The organism is Treponema sp. (assembly GCF_045641405.1).
In the GTDB taxonomy this organism is placed as follows: domain Bacteria; phylum Spirochaetota; class Spirochaetia; order Treponematales; family Treponemataceae; genus Treponema_D.
This window is the reverse complement of the sequence record NZ_JAZUGX010000067.1, coordinates 104,395-123,661: the sequence shown is the minus strand read 5'-3', so window position 1 is coordinate 123,661 and position 19,267 is coordinate 104,395. Positions and strand designations below refer to the sequence as shown.

Below are 19,267 nucleotides of genomic sequence, written 5' to 3'. Positions count from 1 at the left end.
CCACGACATCAATTTTTTACATATTCTTTTCAATAAAATCCGCGGCGGCCTTTGCCATTGCCCTGTATGCATCCTTGCTTGGGTGCAGGTGATCTCCGCTGTCAAAACCTTCGGCAAATTTTACAGGCATGGAAGAATCTCGGACTGCCTGGTCAAAATCAATGCAGCCGTCAAAGCTTTTGCTTGTCCTTAGCCATTCATTGAACTGCACACGCAGTTCTTCGCGGAATTTTTCGTAGGTTCTCCATCCGTAAATTGGGAGCAGAGTGCCGCTATATACCTTCAGGTTGTTTTTCTTGCAGTGGTCCAGATACAGCATTTCAACACCGCCTTTCAGGTCATCAAAGGTAGGCATGTCTGTCATTGGGCGGAACTTGTTTACCTCAACGCCAACGGGATGGATGATGTCGTTGATTCCGTGCTGAATGATTACCGACTCAAGCCCTGCAATGTTTGTCTCGATTGGGAATCTTGTCTCTCCCTTGAGTCCATAAGCCTGATATGTGATGCAGTCGTACTGACGGAGGATTCTTGTTCCGCATACGGCACGTCGGATCACTGCAATGTCCTTTATTCCCCGCTGCTCAAGTTCCTTCTGGAGGTAGTCAGGCCAGTCCTGTGCAGTGATGGAATCTCCGTAGCAGCAAAGGGCCCTGTTTTTTTCTTCAGTAAAAATATCAACGGTGTTCAAAAAGTAATACCAGGAAGTAGGACGGCACAAGTCCTCGGGAAATTCTACTGCTTCTGCAAAATCACCGTAGGCATAAATTCCGCCTGAAAGTGGACCTGTAACCAAGGTGCCTGCGTTCATCTGGGTGCAGTCTTTCAAATAGAGAGAAATGTTGACTGTCTGTCCCGCCTTTGCAGCAAAATCGATTTCATCGGTGGTGATTTCCTTTCCTGCAGGAATTGTAATAGGGGTCTGTCCCCTCTGTTTGAGTTGAAGGTTGCCAACAAATGCCTTTTCAATTTTTACATCTTCTGTTCCTGTAAGGTTTGAAAAGCGAACCCTTATTTTGTTTCCGTCAAAACAGAGTCGGATGGGGTAGCGGAGTGTAATGTCCTTTGCATAAACCGCTTCGCGCCTGTCTGTTATGGATGTTGCGGTTCCCCATGTAGAAACCCATTTTGAAAATTTGTTCATTGGTCGTTCTCCATCTGATTGCCCTAGTATACAGAAAAGAAAATCAACTTTCAATTTTCTTCCATAATCGTTCGAAATTTGCTAGAATCCCCCCATGCTGACTAAATATCTCATTGTATTTTTTATTTCCATGGTTCCGCTAATTGAACTTCGCGGTGCCATTCCAGTTTCTCAGGGATTTGACCTTCCTATAATTCAGTCCTACATTATTTGTATTGTGGGGAATATGCTTCCTGTTCCTGTCATCTATCTTTTTGCAAGAAAATTTCTTGAATGGGGACAGGACAAGAAGTTTATCGGCGGAATCTGTACATTCTTCCTTGTGAAAGGTCAGAAAGCAGGTGAAAAACTTGAGTCAAAAGCAGGCAAAGGTCTTTTTGTTGCTCTTTTCCTCTTTGTTGGCATTCCTTTGCCTGGAACTGGTGCCTGGACTGGAACTTTGGCCGCAAGCTTGCTTGACATGAAGTTCAAGGATACTGTGATTGCAGTTATGGCTGGGGTTCTGTTTGCCGGGCTCATAATGATGGCCTTGAGCATGGGAGTTTTCTCTTTTGCAGGCTGAATTTAACGGGATTTTGTAAATATAACAAAAAATTTATCAGAATTTATTGACGATTTGGCGTAATTTTTTTATTTTTTTATTACATAGAATTAGGAAGTTAAGATGTCTAAGGAAGAAATTAAAGAGCAGGAAGAAGAAAAAGTTCCTGAAACTCAGAATGAAACTGTTGAAGAACAGTCGACAGAAGAAAATCAGGCTGAAAAAGCTGAAGCAGCTGAAGAAACTGCAGAAAAGGAGCTTACACCTGAAGAAAAAATCGCAGTCCTTGAAGCAGAAAATGCTCAGCTCAAGGAAGAAGTTCTCCGTCGTGTGGCAGATTTTGAAAACTACAGAAAAAGAGCCATTCAGGAAAAACAGGATGCTTTCGATTATGCAAATACAAGCCTTCTCAAGGATCTTCTTGAAAGCCTTGACAACTTTGACCGCACGGTTGAAGCAGCGGCAACAGCAACAGATCCAAAAGCAATTGCAGACGGCGTTTCAATGATCAGCAAATCCCTTATCAGCATGCTTGAAACCAAGTACAGCCTTGTTTCTTACGGGGCAGCAGGTGATGCGTTTGATCCTGACATCCACGAAGCAATCGGAAAGGCTGATGAAGATGTGGCAGAACCTACACTTAAGGCAGTTTACCTCAAGGGGTATAAGCTTAAGGACCGTGTCATCCGCCACGCAAAAGTAATGGTATCAATGCCAAAGGATAATGCATAATTATTTATTGCATGATTATTAATTGATAAAGGAAATATAATGAAATAATTTGTAATTCGTATGACTTGAAAATTGTGCATTATGAATTGTGAATTATGAATTGGAGGAATAAGATGGGAAAGATTATCGGTATTGACTTGGGAACAACAAACTCATGTGTAGCAGTAATGGAAGGCGGAAAGCCAGTTGTTATCCAGAACTCAGAAGGTGGACGCACAACTCCATCTATCGTTGGTTTCACAGCAAAGGGAGACAGAATCGTAGGCCTTCCAGCAAAGAACCAGATGGTTACTAACCCAAAGAACACAATTTATTCTATCAAACGTTTCATCGGTCATCGTTACAGTGAACTTACAGGCGAAGCAAAGCTTGTTCCATATACAGTAAAGGATCACGGCGAAGATGTTCGTGTTGAAGTTATGGAAAACGGCGTTGCAAAGGAATATTCTCCACAGGAAATTTCTGCCTTCACACTTCAGAAGATGAAGAAGACAGCTGAAGATTACCTTGGTGAAGCAGTTACAGAAGCTGTAATCACAGTTCCTGCATACTTCAACGATGCACAGCGTCAGGCAACAAAGGATGCAGGTAAGATTGCAGGTCTTGATGTTAAGCGCATCATCAATGAACCAACAGCAGCTTCCCTTGCTTTCGGTTTTGACAAGGATCAGAAGCAGGACAAGACAATCGCAGTATACGACCTTGGTGGCGGTACATTCGATATTTCCATCCTTGAACTCGGAGACGGTGTTTTTGAAGTAAAGTCAACAAACGGTGACACACACCTTGGTGGCGATGACTGGGACCGTGCAATCGTTAACTGGCTCATCTCAGAATTCAAGAATGATTCTGGAATCGACCTTTCAAATGACTCAATGGCTCTCCAGCGTCTCCGTGAAGCAGCAGAAAATGCAAAGATCAGCCTTTCAAACCAGGCTACAGCAGACATCAACCTTCCATTCATCACAGCTGACGCAACAGGTCCAAAGCACCTCCAGAAGTCCCTTTCACGTGCTCAGTTCGAACAGATGACAGATCCACTTTTCGAAAGAACTCGCGAACCATGTATGAAGGCAATGAAGGATGCTGAAATCACTCCTGATAAGATCGACGAAGTTATTCTCGTTGGTGGTTCTTCACGCATGCCTAAGGTTCAGGAAATCGTAAAGAGCATCTTCGGAAAGGAAGGTAGCCGCGCAGTCAATCCAGACGAAGCTGTTGCAATTGGTGCAGCAATCCAGGGTGGTATCCTTGCAGGTGACGTTAAGGACGTTCTCCTCCTCGATGTTACACCACTTTCACTTGGTATCGAAACACTCGGTGGCGTTTGCACAAAGCTCATTCCAGCAAATACAACAATTCCTACAAAGAAGAGCCAGATCTTCTCTACAGCAGCTGACGGTCAGACAGCAGTTACAATCCACGTTCTCCAGGGTGAACGCGAAATGGCTGCAGACAACCGCACACTCGGAAACTTCAACCTTGAAGGTATTCCTTCAGCACCACGCGGTGTTCCACAGATTGAAGTTACTTTCGACATCGACTCAAACGGTATCGTTCATGTTTCTGCTAAGGATCTCGGAACTGGAAAGGAACAGCACATTCAGATCACATCTTCAAGCGGACTTTCAGAAGAAGAAATCGAACGCATGAAGAAGGACGCAGAAGCTAACGCAGAAGCAGACAAGAAGAAGCGCGAAAGCATCGATGCTAAGAACGAAGCTGACGGTCTTGTATTCGCAACAGAAAAGTCACTTAAGGAAATCGGCGACAAGATCTCTGCTGACGACAAGTCTAAGATTGAAGCTGCCCTTAACGAACTTAAGGAAGCCCTCAAGAGCGACAACATCGAAGACATCAAGGCAAAGGCAGAAGCCCTCAAGCAGGCATCTTACAAGATGGCAGAGGAACTCTATAAGGCTCAGGCTGCTCAGCAGGGTGCAGCTGGTGCTCAGGGTGCAGGTCCTGACATGGGTGCTGGTGCTGGCCCTAATCCAGGTGCAAATGCAGGTTCTGGATTCAAGGGTGCTTCAAGCGCAGATGATGTTGAATACGAAGTAAAGAACTAATATAACTGCGGTTTTTTCTTGCGAAAGACCGCGAGACATTTCTTTTTCGCAGGACCTGAAAGAGTGATTTGCTTTTTCAGGTTTTGTGGTTTATGGAAAAAACAATGGCTAACAAACGTGATTATTATGAAGTGCTCGGAGTAGACAAGGGCGCTGATAAAGACACAATCAAAAAGGCTTACCGCAAGGTTGCCATGAAATATCATCCAGACCGCAATCCTGGAGACAAGGAAGCAGAGGAGAAATTCAAGGAAGCTACTGAAGCCTACGAAGTTCTCAGCGACGACCAGAAAAAGTCTGTGTATGATCAGTATGGTTTTGCAGGTCTTGACGGAATGGGCGGTGCAGGTGCTGGCGGCTATTCACATGCCTTCCATGATTTCAGCGACATCTTCGGTGGAATGGGAGGCGGTGGCTTCAGCGACATCTTTGAGAGCATTTTCGGTGGAGGCGGCGGATTCGGCGGCTTTGGTGGAGGCAGACGTTCTTCACGCAGCAGCAATGACGGTGCAAGCCTTCGCTATGATCTTCATGTTGACTTCAAGGAAGCCGTATATGGCTGCAAGAAGGATATTTCCTACAGCCGTGACGAGCAGTGTCCAGAATGTAAGGGAACAGGTGGAGCCGCTGGTTCTTCAAGAAAAACCTGTCCAACTTGCCATGGGCGTGGTCAGGTAGGAAGATCTCAGGGATTCTTTGTTGTCCAGCAGACTTGTCCTGACTGCCGTGGTTCAGGTACCGTGATAGATAATCCTTGCCATTCATGCCGTGGTTCAGGTGTGTATTCAAAGCATACAACACTCAATGTCAAGATTCCTTGTGGAGTAGACATGGGAAAGGAGCTTTGCATTCATGGAATGGGTAATGCGGGTACTAACGGTGGAAATCCAGGAGATCTCCATATTGTCATCAATGTCCGTTCCGATAGATTCTTTGAACGAGAAGGGCATGACCTTTACTGTGCTGTGCCTGTAAGCATTTCTCAGGCAGTGCTTGGTGCAAGTATTGAAGTTGAAAATCTTGATGGAAAGAAGATAACCATAAAGGTTCCTGCAGGAATTCAGCATGGAAAATTCCTTCGAGTAAAGGGTGAGGGCGTTCCTTATGATGGATCAAATAGGAAGGGTGACCTGATAGTCAAGGTGATGGTTCAGATTCCTTCAAAGCTAAGCCGTCAGCAGGCCGCCGCTATGGAGGAATTCCAGAAGGTTGAGAAACCTGAGACTTCTCCTGAGCTGCTTTCCCGCGAATCATTGTATTGATTTCCTATATGAAATTATAGTACTGTCATTCAGCTTTCTGGATGGCAGTTTTTTTTACTTTTTTTCTCAAATTTCTCGAAATTGTGATATAATAAATAACGGCTAATTGTCAAATTACGAGGTGCATTGATGTATAAGACAAAAAAACGCATTGTAAAGACTGTTTCAGGAATCATAACTTTGATTCTGGCTGCAGTCATCATTCTCCTTATCACCCCATATGTGAATGACAGGAGACCTAATGCAGCACTTTTCCGCTTCATTACAGCTTGCGTGGTTTTTACGGTTATTACAGTTGTTCTTGGCAGACTTGAGGGAAACTTTCTCTTCTTCATAAGAAACAAGGAACTTTTCACTAAGGAAACTGGTATTCTCAATCAGTTCATCGATAAGATGCGTTTCTGCTATTCTCTTGATGATTTCTATGAGGCGATCGGTTCCATACTTGAGATGAAAGGTGACTGTTCGGTTCTTCTTGTTGACCGCGAAAAAAACTATGTTCTCTATAACAGCCCAGACCGTCTTTCCTGTTCGTCACAGACCATGAGGATCCTTGAACTTAACTATCCTGCAGACTGGCGTGACGGTTACTGCTTCATCGGTGATGAGTTCGGTATCGTTACAAATCTTTCACAGTCCCGAGGATTCATTCTCTCAAAGAATAAAATTCATCTCTATGTTTTCTGCCGTTATACAAGACTTTTTGATCTTGAAATCTATAAGACGCTCGTAGAAGAATTCGAACGCTTCCTTGAACGCTCAAAGACAATCTCTGATCTTTCTGAAATTGCATCCCTTTCCCGTGAATGGAAGCAGCTTGCAGATACACAGCAGTCCTTCCTTCCACTCAACATGCCAAAGATCGATAAGCTTTCCATCGCTGCATACTATCGCCCGCTCGTCAACGTTTCTGGTGACTATTATTCAGTTCTTCCAATCTCACCTACAAAGACATTGCTCATGCTTGGCGACGTTTCTGGTAAAGGTCTTGCCGCTGCCCTCGTCATGGGTCTCGTTATGAATACTGCAAAGATTCTTGAGGACAAGGAAGATCTTCCTGGCATGATCATGGCAATCCATAAGGCCATCAAGGGAATGAAACTTCAGGATAAATATACGGTTCTTTTCCTTGGTGTCGTTGATACTGAAAAAATGGTCATCCGCTATGTAAATGCTTCCATGTCCGATCCTTTGATCATTACAAATTCTCCTAGCGGTTACAGAATCAAGCCTTTGACTTCAAACTGTTCCCTTGTCGGTATCATTGATATTGATGAAGTTGAAGTTGCAGAGCAAAGGCTTTTCCGTGACGACGTAATCCTTATGGCATCCGACGGTGTTTCTGAAGTTATGAATGATGAAGGCGTAGAACTTGGTGACACCGAACTCTACGAAAATACAATCAAGAAGAGTGCTGCAAAGTCTCCAAAGGAATTCATTGACGATGTTGTAAATCTCATCATGGATTACAACGGCGGCAAGAAGCTTAGGGATGACGTGACCATGATGGTTGCAAAGGTAGAAAGATAGGAGTAGGAGAGGTAACAAATGATTTATGCTTTTTTGAATGTCCTTATTGGTGTTATTCTTGTTTTCCAGTCCTTTAGGGTAGATCGCAAGTCGGGCAAGTATCAGAGTTCCGCATCTCTCGTTAATCTTGTTCTTTTCAGCAGTTCCGTCTTTTTCCTTATGGCTCTTACAGTATTCCTCACATTGAAGGGAACTAAGCAGTTTGCACTCATTGGTGGACGCATTACATATTTCCTCTTTGGATGGTTTGCCATATCATCCTGCGACTATATGCTCAAGTATCCTGAGTACAAGCGGACCGCCTTCATGAAAGTCATGAGGTTCATATTCATTGTAGGCGCTGGCTATTTTGCTTTCTTTGCTCCTAATGGACTTAATTCTTTCGGCTATACCCGTGACGGATTTGAGATTGTATCTGGTTTCATTTTCTCAAGAACTTTGGGTCGTACATTCAGAGTTACCTGGCTCAGTGCCTTCTATACGCTCTATACGGTTGTGTTCCCTGCCTTTGTTTCTCTTATGGTTCTTGTGCGTGCGGAACATGCAAATGCGAAGCTTGTTAGACAGAATATGGTGAACAATGTTTTCGGCTTTGTTCTTTCATGGGCAGTTTTTCAGTTCATCAAGTCAAGCTCGATGTACATGCCATACATAACCGCACTTACACCTGTTGGATTCCTTCCACAGCTTTTCTTCTTCATCAGATCAAATGAAAACGATGAGGTTGTTGACTTCCGTGGCGTAATGCGTGGACTTCTTCGTTTCCTTATCGAATTCCTTATTCCTGTCTGTATCGTCGGTGCTGCCTATTTTATCCTTGCTCCATACAACGAGACATACGTATATCTTTATCCGATACTTCTCTTTTCCGTTGTCGTTGTTGTTGTTGCAATCGAAACAGTCTTTAGAAAGGTATATGGTAATTCTGAATTGTTCCGTGCAAAACGTTATGCAGAAAGTTTTGAACAGGATATTACAGCCCTTGACTTTGCAAAGAATCCTCAGGAAATCACTGAAGACGTATACAGAATCTTCAAAAAGTACCTTGGAACATCGTCCATGAAAATCATAATGGATGACGGTACTGGAAATCTTTCTGTAGTATATTCTTCTGACGGCAATACAAATGTTGAAATTCCATTTGATCACGCAACAGGCGATGCTATCATGAATGCCCACCGTCAGGTAATTTTTAAGGAACAGGTCACAAGACATGGTTCCCTTGCCGCCATAAAGAGCAAGCTTGAAATCCTTTTCAATGAGACTAAATCCGATGCTGTCATCATGCTTAATGAAGGACGCAACTTCATCGGTCTCATCCTTCTTGGTCCAAAGTCCAGCGGCAACATCTATTCAGATTACGACTATGAAATCTTCAACAAGTATTATTCAAACCTCTTTGTTGTAGGCTACTACATCAAGAACATCATGAACGAATCTGTTGTCGGTACCGTCAACCGTGAAATCCGCATGTCTGGTCAGATCATCACTTCCATCCAGGAAAACATGGATCTCATCCAGAGCAAAAAGGTCGATGCTGGTTATCTTATGATTCCAGCCCACAACATTGGTGGTGAATTTGTCGATATGATCCGACTTACTGATACTCGCCACATCTTTATCATCGGTGCCCTTTCTGGTAAGGGTATTGCCGCATCCATGAGCATGGTCATCCTTAAGTCCATCATCCGTACCTACCTTGCTGAGACTACTGACTTCAAGAAGCTGGTTGCAAAGGTAAATGTCTTTATACGAGACTCTTTGCCAAAGGGAACTTTCTTTGCTGGTATCTTCGGTCTTTTGGACTTTACTTCCGACACGCTGTACTACATAAACTGTGGTTCTCCAGCCCTCTATGTATATACCCGTGCATACAACAACGTAATTGAAGTTCAGGGTGAAGGTCATATCCTCGGATTCGTAAAGGATATAGCTCCACTTCTTAAGGTAAAGAAAGTAAAGCTTGCAGAAGGTGACATCATCATGTCCGTAACGGATGGTATCCTTGATACAAAGTCGCTTCGTGGTGATATCTTCGGTAAGACTAGGACCCAGAATGCTCTTATGGACAACTCAACTTATCCAGCAGATAAGATGACTAAGTTTGCATATGAGGTTCTTGTTGATTTTGCTTCCAAGGAATTGGAAAACGACGTTACCATGCTTGTCATCAAATACCTTGGAAACAGGGCATAAGGAGGAACATCTAAATGGATCAGTTAACTCTACGCGAAAAAGTTGGCGTAAACTATATGCTTCTTGAAGTTTCTGGAACAATGAATTCCAATACTTGCGTTGAACTTCAGCAAAAGGTATCTCAGTATATTATTGATTCCAATGTTGTTCTTGATATGGAACAGGTTCAGGTAATCGATTCCACTGGAGTTGGTATAATCATTGCAGGTCATATTGACGGAGATGACAACGGTACAAGGCTTTTTGTCATGAATCCATCTGAAGCAACAAGAATTGCATTGGGTAAGACGGGCTTTATGGATACCTTCCATGTGATCCACTCTGTAACAGAGGTTGAAGATGCATAGCATCAAAAAATATTCACCATTGTTTGTAGGATTTTTGGGACTTTCCATCCTGTTCTTTGGATGTTCAAAGAAGGCTTATGCTGCAGAAAAAAATGTAGAAACCAAGGAAGTAGTCAAGGTCCATCCATATACAGGAAGGCTTGATTCTGTTCTTTCGAAGATGAATCCAAGGGCAGCCGATTTCTGCAGATTGATCAAGGATAACCAGGTTGATTTTTTTTCTGATCTTTCTGTGATTCTTGAAGAAGAAAAAACTTTTCGCTCCGACGACAAGAGCCTATTCTTTTTGATAGACAAGAAGCATAAGGCTGAAAGCAGCTACGTTCCTAAGGATTTGATTGAACTTAAGGCAAATGATCTTTTCAACCTTAATAAGAAGAACATGTTCATCCGCCCTGAAGCATACGAGGCGCTTAAGAAAATGGCTCTGGCATCAAAGAATGACGGAATAACCCTTCTTGTAAGTTCTGTTTATCGTTCGTACCAGTATCAGGATAATCTTTTCAACTACTGGGTCAGTGTTGATGGACTTGAAGAAGCTGAGCGTGAAAGTGCCCGCCCTGGAACAAGCCAGCATCAGCTTGCGACTGCCATTGACTTTGGCAGCATCAGCGATGATTTTGACAATACTGAAATGGGGCAGTGGGTTTATAAAAATGCCGCAGATTACGGCTGGTCCCTTTCTTTTCCAAAAGGATATGAAGATGTTACCGGCTACAGGTGGGAATGCTGGCACTTTCGTTATGTAGGTGTCAATGCCTGCCGCTTCCAGAAAAAATGGTTCGGCGATGTCCAGCAGTTCATGCTTGAATTTATCGATGAGTGGAATAAATCCATTGATTAGTTTCATGTAAAAGTCGTTGTCTTTTTGATGACGACTTTTTTTCATTTACGAATACTCATTGAAGAACATTTTTTTTAAGCCTTATTAAAATTGAGAAGGAAGGAAGAGGCTGGCAAAAACATTTAAAGCCCTGAAAGATAGTTTCCTTGCAGGGCTTTGCATGTAGCGACGATATCTAGCGGTTTTACCAGACTCGTACTGACTGGTAGGTTTTCATAAAAAACTTTTACATGTGTTCTTCTATTCCAATTTGTCATTTTTTTCACTATACTCTATGTCATTATGTCTAGAGATGTTAAAGAATTGTGCCACTGGGCTGACCAGCAGGCTGCTAAGATTATCAAGGAGAAGGGTGACCTGGATTCTTACACTTGTGCTTCAGGTATCACACCTTCAGGAACAGTTCATATCGGTAACTTCCGCGAGATCATCACAGTTGATCTTGTTGTTCGTGCTATGCGCGATCGCGGCAAGAATGTTCGCTTCATCTATTCATGGGATGATTACGATGTATTCCGCAAGGTTCCTGGCAATATGCCAAAACCTGAAGAACTTGAAAAATATCTTCGCTATCCAATTACTTCCGTTCCAGATACATTTGGTCGTGACGAAAATTATGCACGCCACCATGAAGTTGACATTGAAAAGCAGCTTCCACGCGTAGGAATTCATCCAGAATTCCTTTATCAGTCACAGCGCTACCGTGCAAACCGCTATGCAGAAGGTATGAAGAATGCGCTTCAGAACCGCGAGCTTATCAAGGAATGTCTCAACCATTACCGCGACGACGACCACAAGATGAAGCCGGAAGATGTTTACTGGCCAACTGCTATTTTCTGCGGAAAGTGTAACAAGGACACGACAGAAATCACAGGCTACGACGGAGAATATGGCGTAAGCTACAAGTGTGAATGCGGCTGCGAAGAAACTGTAGACATCCGCAAGTTCGGCGGAATCAAGCTGGGCTGGCGTGTTGACTGGCCGATGAGATGGGCAGAAGAAAAGGTCTGCTTTGAACCAGGCGGAAAGGATCACATTTCTCCAGGTGGATCTTACGACACTGCAAAACTTGTATCAAAGAAAATCTACAACTGGGATGCACCTGTTACAATGAAGTATGACTTCGTTAAGCTTAAGGGTGTTCCAGCAAAGATGTCATCTTCTAAGGGTAAGGTAATTTCCCTTGTTGATGCTCTTGAAGTTTACCAGCCTGAAGTTTTGCGCTATATCTTTGCCCAGAACAAGGTTGACCACGAATTCTCAATCAGTTTTGACCTTGATGTTGTTACTGTTTATGAAGCTTACGACAAGACAGAACGCATCGTATGGGGACTTGAAGAACCAAAGGAAAAGGATCCTGCAAAGAAGGAATCAATCATTCTCCGCGAAAAGAGAATTTACGAATTGAGCCAGATCGAACCGGGAATGCCAAAGGTTCAGCCATATCAGGTTCCATTCAGACTTTTGACAACTTTGCTCCAGACTTATGATGGAGACATTGATGCAGTGATTGCTTCCCTTGGAGATGTAAAGCCAGAGCAGGAAGAATGTCTCCGCCGCCGCTGTGCTTGCGCATGGTACTGGATCAACGAAAGCGCTCCTGACTGTGCTCCTGATTTCTGCTTCAAGCTCCGCAAGGACGGCTCAAAAGCAGAAGACATTACTGGCGACATGCTAAAGGCTGTTATCCGCGTTCGTGATGAAGTTGTTCCTAAGGTTGGAACATATGCTCTGGACAAGGAATGCCAGCAGGCAATGTATGATATTGCTACAGAAATGGGTCTTGAATCAAAGGCTTTGTTTACTGCATTGTATCATGCCCTCATCGGAAAGGATCAGGGACCACGCCTTGCAAACTTCATGAAGATTATCGGCAAGGAAAAGCTTGCCAAGATTCTCAGCGTATACTAAGTAAAATAAGGGGATGTCCAATAAGTATGATTTACGGTGGTTGAGCCTGTCGAAACCACCACTAATAGCGTAGCAGTCATTTCGACAAGCTCAATGAGCGCTACGCTACATACTTTTGGGACATTCCCTTTCTTTTTTCTGGCTTTAGTCTTTTTCAAGCCACCAGTGGCCAAAGTCCCTGCAGAGCAATTGACTTGCTTTTCGTGCGGAACGTATCGTAACAGGGAGTCCTCCTGGCATCTGTGATCTATGCCCTTCAAAGTACAATCCCTTGATGCTCCTTGATTTGAGCGGATAGTTGAAAGCTGGTTTTCCTTTGCCCCATATGCTCATCCATGAACCATGCCAGCTTGAACAGTATCGTTCGTAAGTAAGTGGAGTGGCAAAGTCCGTTACCTGAATGTGGCCTTCTAGTTCCGGAATGTAACGGCATATGCTTGCAACAACCTTGTTGATATGTTCTTCTTTCAATGTCTTGTATGTTCCGTCTGCCTTTGCTTTTTTCCAATAGTCATAGCTGAATCCGCTAAGTACGCAGGTAAGCACGCTTGTTCCCTTTTTACTGTAAAACTCGTTGCCGGCGTAATTGTTCAGTCTTAGTTCCGTGAACTTTTCACCACCAAGTTCAAGTGAATCTTCTGCTGGAATAATTATGTTTTCCGGATACTGACTTAAATCAACGTCTGCACCGCAGGCAAAAAACATGCAGTTGCGGCTTGGATGGTAAGATTTCATTTTTTTTATCCAGTTTTCATCAATGGGACTTTCAAACAAATCATCTGCAGCCCTCAGTGTGTCCTGAGAAACCATTACTGCATCACAGGGAATGAAATCATTGTTTACGACCAACCCCTTTGTCTTGCCGTTTTCTACGACGACTTTCTGAACTTTAGACTTGAATAGTATTTTTCCGCCAGCCTTTTCCAATTCACTGACCATGTTGTTAATCATTATTGAGGAGCCGCCATATGGATTTCCGTAATCTCCGCGGCAGAAACCTCTTAGTGTGTAAACAAAACTGAGGGCATTATAGGTAGTTCCGACAACTGAGCGAAGAAGATGTCGTATTCGTTCGTCTTTTATTGCAGCTATATATTCTTCTGCACTGGTATTTTTTAACCTGTTTACAAGAAGTCCTGCGTGCCACATTTTAATAAGTTTTCTTATGTCTGATTTTACTGGATGCCTTGTTTTGATTCCTCTAATGTCATCAATTGGCATAAATACGTTTTTAAAAATCCTTACTTGAGTCATTATTTTTTTTATTGCTCTTTTGTCATTTGGCGAAGCTTTTGTAAGTTCTTGAATTGTTTTATCTATATCGCGGTATAATGATATGGAAGATTTTCCGTCATAGTATGTGTAAAAAGGATCTCTGAAATGAACCGGATTGTTTTCGTTTAATGCCCCGCATTCTTTCCAAACTTTATAAAGGGGAGTGTCTGGACTGGAACCAGTAAGCCAGTGCATTCCGCCTTCAAACCTATATCCCTTGCGTTCCCATCCTTGGGAAAGTCCACCTGGAATAGTATGCTGTTCAAAAATGGTTACATCAAAACCACTTTTTGCAAGAAACACTCCGCTTGTAAGTCCGGAAAATCCTGCACCAACGATTAAAACTTTTGCCATACCCAAATTGTAAGGTGATTTAGTCCAAATTTAAAGAAAAATTAAAAATCTACTGTATGATTTGTAAAATGTTGTTTTTTCTTTTAATTGTGCTGATTTGAAACTTAATGAACTTATTGGCAGTATCTTTGATTTCTTCCACATGAAACCTACAATAAATTCAGTTTTTACTGAAATATGAATCATGGAAATTACAGTTTGTAAAGCTAAGGATTAAAATTGACATAAACGAGTATTCGGGGTCTGTCCCCGTTGGCCATGAATTATGAATTATGAATTATGAATTATCAGGCTCTGTCTCCGTTGAACATTATTGAACTTGGCGTAGTTAAGTTTAACCGTTATAATTTTCTAGGATAGTAATAAAGACAATAAAGTGATGTAATTGAGGACGTGTTATGAATAATCTTGTTAAGTATAAAAGTGTATTTATTGTTCCCGTCGTTTGTTTGTTTCTTTCTTGTGAAAATTTCTTGAGTGGCGGTGAATTAAAAGAAAGGATTGAGAAACAGATAGAGTATTCAAACTCGTCATCAATGTCAGTTCATTTTGTTGTAGATAATAAAGCGGGAACCATAAAACCTACTGACGATAAAAATGTGAAAATTACAGACAGCTTTGATATTTCTTATATTCCTGCAGATAATTTTGTGTTTAAAAAATGGAATGTTTTTGAATATGGTACAAATAAAGAACTTAGAGATGTAGTTTCTTTTGCAGATTCTTCTGCTACAACTAAAATTACTGTTTTAAAATATATCCCAAATGGAATTACAATTACACCATCTTATTACGAAATTCCAAATATTACAGAAAAATTTCCAAATGATAATAGAACTGCAGTTTCTCAAGATTCCAGTATTTTTATAACTTTTAATTATGCACTTGAATTAAGCGATTTTTATAATGAAGAACTTGATCAATTTAAAAACATCGAAATATCTGCTGGTGGAAAAAATCTTATAGACAATAAAAACCCGTTCTATTATTTTACAAAACCCAAAATGGATAATGGGGGACGTACACTCATTATTTCAATTAATTCACGTAATTTAATAATACCTGAAGATTCATTGGAAACAGAAAAAGAGATTACGGTAACATTACTGCTTTCCAATATTTCCGTTGGGGGTAATACATACTTTAGTGAAGATAAAACCTGGACTTATCGTATTAATAAAACACTGGATAAAATTGCCCCAGAGATTCGTTCTTTTAAAGCATATAAAACTTTAGCAGATGGAAATGCAACAGCAGAAGAGATGGAAAACAGTCAATTTACAGACTGGACATCAGAAACATTTAAGACTAATCATACCAGTCAGATTACTGTTGTCTGTACAGGATATGATGCTGGCGGTGGTATAAAAAATCTTTTTGTTAGAGAACAGCTAATAAAACTTGTAAGTGGTACAGATAATACGACAATTGTTCCATATGAATATACAGCTGGAACCAATTGTTTTACGCAAAATGAAGATTATATATATTCTGCAAAATTTAGCTTCCCATTTCAAACACCTGAAGATGGTATTTTAAAGTTGGAGTTTGGACTTGAAGATTATGCAGGAAATAAAAATATTGAAAAAACTTACTATGTAGTAAAAGATACGTTAGTAGATGATACGAAATTCGGAGCAACGGGAACGCTGTCTTCTGAAACAAGAAAAGAGGTAAATGGAATAGATACCTTTGACTTTACTTTTCCTAAAGTGATAAATAAATCTTCTACATTAAGCTGTATAGATACGTACTACGGAACAAATACAAATTATTATGATCTTAATACTGTTACTAAGGTTGCATGGGGATATGACAAAGAAAATCTTACAGAAATTTTTCCTCATAAAGATGGAAAATATAAGATTTCAAAAAATGCCTATGCTGAAGCCTATATACAGATGACAATAGAAGATGCTCTTAAAAATTCACTGGTAAAAACAGTTGTTGTTCCGTCAAAAGCTAATACTCCAAGAATTAAAATCAAAAAAGAAACTGCAGAAACAAAACTTTCTGTTTATGCGGCATCATATGTCTCTTCTGAATCTCAATCTGTTTCTTCGATGTATTGTTATCTTACTAGTTCTAGTGGTTATTGGCATAATAATCCTTTCGAGAGTATCCTGAATTTGGGATCAAATGGAGATCCTGAAATATATTGTACTACATCAAAAGATAGTAATTTCGATGAAAATAATTTTAAAACAAAGTTTACTGTTTACGCCTACGCTCGAAATGCCTATAGTTCGTGGTATTTATTTGGTTGTGATAGTGATTTGAATGTTGTTTATAATGGTATTGAAAATCCTACGCAACCGCCTAGCATTGATGAAGTCCCTTATAAAGCAAAGCTTTCTGTATTAAACTATAAGCAAAACGTTCCAAATATTAACCTTAAAGTCACTTTGTATAATGAAAATGATACTTTATATACACAAGAATTAAATTCTGAATATAAATATTTAATTAAAGCAATTTCCACTAAAGATTGGACTGAATATTATTGTGATATGAATAATGTGTCGTTGCCTTCAGGACAATTATATAGAATTTATACTGCTATCCGTGATAAAGACGGCAATATTACATCTAGAACAAATTATACCAACCTTGATTTGAGCACTTACGATACCACTCCTCCTGCTGTCGAAATAAGAGATGCTAATTACATGAATTATGCATATTCCTCTGGAGCTGTAAAATTATTATTCTATACATTCCCTAAAGATAGTTCAGACTTAAAAAATACTGATGGAGTATATCAACTACAGTATTATTTTATTCCAGGAACTAAAAAAATGGCACGTTCTTCAGAAGAAATAGAACAATATCCTTGCAAAACGACAACATTTACCAAGATAAATGGAGAATGGCCAGAATATATTTTATTACCTTTTGATGACATGCCAGAAAATGACTATAATTTGTATGTAAAAATAGAGGATAATTCGCCTCTGCATAATTATACCTATGTCAATGCCTTGTGTTCTAACAAAAGTTCTACCGCAACAACAACGGTCTATTCGGATATGGTTGATGGGGAAAAGCATTTATTTGCTTCTTCAAATGATAGTGGAGATATAATGATTGACTATTTAGACAATAAGGTCTGGAGGACCATAAAAGGTTCTTCATCTTTACGGTGGTATATTCCACTAAATAGAAATCTTTTATCTAATGAAGAAAATAAGAATTATTCGGTAGATTTGACAAGTTTTGAATCTAAGTCAACTACATATAATGAATGGAAGGATAAATTTATAAAAATATCTATAAAAAGCTCAGTAACTTCAAAGCAACCATATTTTGGAAATATAGTAATTGCATATCCAAAATACTATTTGGAAAATATACCGGTTAAGCGTAAAAACGTTATAACAGGGGGCTTAAATGGTATTGAAGTTATGTGCGATGCACCTGTCCTTGTTCATACCATGTACTGTTCCAAGAATCTTGGTTCAAATCCTACTAATTGGGTAACTAAGGGTATTGAAACAGGTCTTGTAGTAAATACAGAAGGTGAGCCATTTACCTATGAAAAATCTAATTATGATTTTGTACCATCAGGAGCCTATTACACAATAATTGTTCATTTTGCGGATGGAAAGATGATTATGACAGATGTAAAACAAAAGTAAGATGTTGTTGATTCAGCCCAAACCGATTTTCAATTAACGGATTAGATTGTTAGGGGTCTGTCCCCGTTGATCGTATACTAAAAATCAAGATGAGATAAAAAAAGGGGTGTCTTAGAAGTTTCAAAAACTTCTAAGACAGCCCTTTGCGTTTAAAACTCGCAGTCTTAATTTATTTTTTATGCCTGAAGTGCTGGTCGTTCGCTACGCTCACTAACGAGTTTTCTGGCGAAAACTCGCGGGCTTTCTTTGCTTACTTTATGACTGTAATGCAGTCACTGCAACTGTGGCGATAATATCATCTACATTGCATCCGCGGCTAAGGTCGTTGAGAGGCTTTGCAAATCCCTGGCATACAGGACCGATTGCCATCCATCCGCCCATGCGCTGGCAGATCTTGTAACCGATGTTTCCTGCGTTGATGTTAGGGAAGATGAATGTGTTTGCATGACCTGCAACCTTGCTGCCTGGAGCCTTGAGTTCTCCAACTTCAGGTGCGATTGCTGCGTCAAACTGGAATTCTCCGTCGAGAGCGAGTTCCGGTGCCTTTTCCTGTGCGATCTTTGTTGCTTCCTGAACCTTTGAAACGCTGTTTGTGAACTTGCTGTCGTTTCCAGATCCCTTTGTAGAGAATGAAAGCATTGCAACGCGTGGTTCGATTCCAGCGATCTTCTTTGCTGTGTCAGCAGATGCAATTGCGATGTCTGCCATTTCTTCTGCTGTTGGTTCAATGTTGATTGCACAGTCGCCGAATACAGAAACGCCTTCCTTGATGTATGGGGTTCCAGATTCTGGAGCTACCATGATGAAGCATGAAGATACTGTCTTGATTCCAGGTGCTGTCTTGATTACCTGAAGTCCTGGGCGGAGTGTGTTTGCTGTCGAGTGGCATGCACCTGAAACGAAACCGTCTGCATCTCCTGCCTTGAGGATGAGGGCACCGTACATTGTGCGGTCCTTGAGGATATAATCCTTTGCTGCTGCAACATCAGCATATTCTGGAGCATTTGTCTTCTTGTTGATTTTGCCTTCACGTGCCTTGAACAAAAGTTCTGCGTACTTGTCTGCGTTTGAATCTGTTGTCGGGTCGATGAGTGTTACTCCGCTCAAATCTACACCAGGAGCAACCTTTTCGCATTCTTCCTTGTTTCCCAAAAGAATGATCTTAGCGATGCCTTCCTTTACGATGATGGAAGCAGCTTCTACAACGCGCTTGTCTTCACCTTCGCAGAGAACGATTGTCTTTCCGGCTTTCTTAGCCTTTTCCTTAAGTTCACTAACAAAATCCATAATTTGCCTTCTTTAATAAAAAAATCTGCATACAGAATACCACTCGGTCAAAAAGTTTGCAATTCATAGAAAATGGGCATAGAATTGAAATGAGATCCCAAAAGTGGACGCAGGAATTTCATTAACATTCTATTCAC

General features: G+C 41.0%; 13 protein-coding genes. 10 read left to right on the top strand and 3 right to left on the bottom strand.

Annotated elements, in window-relative coordinates; genetic code table 11:
• Positions 1-16 precede the first annotated feature (16 nt).
• Positions 17-1,144, bottom strand: coding sequence for a GDSL-type esterase/lipase family protein (locus tag ACKI39_RS10855; RefSeq protein ID WP_407400429.1), 1,128 nt, complete (start codon positions 1,142-1,144; stop codon positions 17-19).
• Between the two features lie 94 nt (positions 1,145-1,238).
• Between ACKI39_RS10855 and ACKI39_RS10850 the strand changes: the two genes are divergently transcribed.
• From ACKI39_RS10850 to lysS, 9 genes are all read left to right on the top strand, one after another.
• Complete coding sequence (locus tag ACKI39_RS10850) at positions 1,239-1,706, top strand: COG2426 family protein (RefSeq protein WP_318691413.1); 468 nt, start codon at positions 1,239-1,241, stop codon at positions 1,704-1,706.
• 102 nt (positions 1,707-1,808) lie between these two features.
• Positions 1,809-2,417, top strand: a complete 609-nt coding sequence (locus tag ACKI39_RS10845; RefSeq protein ID WP_407400427.1) for a nucleotide exchange factor GrpE — start codon at positions 1,809-1,811, stop codon at positions 2,415-2,417.
• Positions 2,418-2,530: 113 nt separating this feature from the next.
• Entirely contained in the window at positions 2,531-4,486 is a 1,956-nt protein-coding gene (gene dnaK / locus ACKI39_RS10840; RefSeq protein ID WP_407400425.1) for a molecular chaperone DnaK, read from the top strand.
• Positions 4,487-4,590: 104 nt separating this feature from the next.
• Positions 4,591-5,748 (top strand): molecular chaperone DnaJ, encoded by a 1,158-nt coding sequence (gene dnaJ / locus ACKI39_RS10835; protein ID WP_407400423.1) that lies wholly within the window; start codon positions 4,591-4,593, stop codon positions 5,746-5,748.
• Between the two features lie 129 nt (positions 5,749-5,877).
• Complete coding sequence (locus tag ACKI39_RS10830; RefSeq protein WP_407400421.1) at positions 5,878-7,278, top strand: PP2C family protein-serine/threonine phosphatase; 1,401 nt, start codon at positions 5,878-5,880, stop codon at positions 7,276-7,278.
• A gap of 18 nt (positions 7,279-7,296) precedes the next feature.
• On the top strand, positions 7,297-9,474 hold the full coding sequence (locus ACKI39_RS10825) for a PP2C family protein-serine/threonine phosphatase (protein ID WP_407400419.1): 2,178 nt from the start codon (positions 7,297-7,299) through the stop codon (positions 9,472-9,474).
• A 14-nt stretch (positions 9,475-9,488) separates the two neighbouring features.
• Entirely contained in the window at positions 9,489-9,821 is a 333-nt protein-coding gene (locus ACKI39_RS10820; protein ID WP_407400417.1) for an STAS domain-containing protein, read from the top strand.
• Positions 9,814-10,665, top strand: a complete 852-nt coding sequence (locus ACKI39_RS10815; RefSeq protein ID WP_407400415.1) for a M15 family metallopeptidase — start codon at positions 9,814-9,816, stop codon at positions 10,663-10,665. Before ACKI39_RS10820 ends, ACKI39_RS10815 begins: the two co-directional genes overlap by 8 nt.
• Before the next feature lie 282 nt (positions 10,666-10,947).
• A complete protein-coding gene (lysS, locus tag ACKI39_RS10810; RefSeq protein ID WP_407400413.1) occupies positions 10,948-12,576 on the top strand; it encodes a lysine--tRNA ligase in 1,629 nt (542 codons plus the stop codon).
• A 144-nt stretch (positions 12,577-12,720) separates the two neighbouring features.
• On the opposite strand, the gene ACKI39_RS10805 is transcribed toward lysS, so the two are convergent.
• Positions 12,721-14,205, bottom strand: coding sequence for a phytoene desaturase family protein (locus ACKI39_RS10805; RefSeq protein WP_407400411.1), 1,485 nt, complete (start codon positions 14,203-14,205; stop codon positions 12,721-12,723).
• A gap of 398 nt (positions 14,206-14,603) precedes the next feature.
• Between ACKI39_RS10805 and ACKI39_RS10800 the strand changes: the two genes are divergently transcribed.
• The gene (locus ACKI39_RS10800) at positions 14,604-17,843 is read left to right on the top strand and encodes a hypothetical protein (RefSeq protein WP_407400409.1); all 3,240 of its coding nucleotides are present in this window, start codon (positions 14,604-14,606) and stop codon (positions 17,841-17,843) included.
• Between the two features lie 255 nt (positions 17,844-18,098).
• Here the strand turns inward: ACKI39_RS10800 and pta are convergent, their stop codons facing one another.
• Positions 18,099-19,130, bottom strand: coding sequence for a phosphate acetyltransferase (pta, locus tag ACKI39_RS10795; RefSeq protein ID WP_407400407.1), 1,032 nt, complete (start codon positions 19,128-19,130; stop codon positions 18,099-18,101).
• Positions 19,131-19,267 lie beyond the last annotated feature (137 nt).

Coding starts and splice junctions, on each gene's coding strand:
- ACKI39_RS10855 (WP_407400429.1), bottom strand. CDS start 1,144: ATGAACAAATTTTCAAAATGGGTTTCTACATGGGGAACCGCAACATCC.
- ACKI39_RS10850 (WP_318691413.1), top strand. CDS start 1,239: ATGCTGACTAAATATCTCATTGTATTTTTTATTTCCATGGTTCCGCTA.
- ACKI39_RS10845 (WP_407400427.1), top strand. CDS start 1,809: ATGTCTAAGGAAGAAATTAAAGAGCAGGAAGAAGAAAAAGTTCCTGAA.
- dnaK (WP_407400425.1), top strand. CDS start 2,531: ATGGGAAAGATTATCGGTATTGACTTGGGAACAACAAACTCATGTGTA.
- dnaJ (WP_407400423.1), top strand. CDS start 4,591: ATGGCTAACAAACGTGATTATTATGAAGTGCTCGGAGTAGACAAGGGC.
- ACKI39_RS10830 (WP_407400421.1), top strand. CDS start 5,878: ATGTATAAGACAAAAAAACGCATTGTAAAGACTGTTTCAGGAATCATA.
- ACKI39_RS10825 (WP_407400419.1), top strand. CDS start 7,297: ATGATTTATGCTTTTTTGAATGTCCTTATTGGTGTTATTCTTGTTTTC.
- ACKI39_RS10820 (WP_407400417.1), top strand. CDS start 9,489: ATGGATCAGTTAACTCTACGCGAAAAAGTTGGCGTAAACTATATGCTT.
- ACKI39_RS10815 (WP_407400415.1), top strand. CDS start 9,814: ATGCATAGCATCAAAAAATATTCACCATTGTTTGTAGGATTTTTGGGA.
- lysS (WP_407400413.1), top strand. CDS start 10,948: ATGTCTAGAGATGTTAAAGAATTGTGCCACTGGGCTGACCAGCAGGCT.
- ACKI39_RS10805 (WP_407400411.1), bottom strand. CDS start 14,205: ATGGCAAAAGTTTTAATCGTTGGTGCAGGATTTTCCGGACTTACAAGC.
- ACKI39_RS10800 (WP_407400409.1), top strand. CDS start 14,604: ATGAATAATCTTGTTAAGTATAAAAGTGTATTTATTGTTCCCGTCGTT.
- pta (WP_407400407.1), bottom strand. CDS start 19,130: ATGGATTTTGTTAGTGAACTTAAGGAAAAGGCTAAGAAAGCCGGAAAG.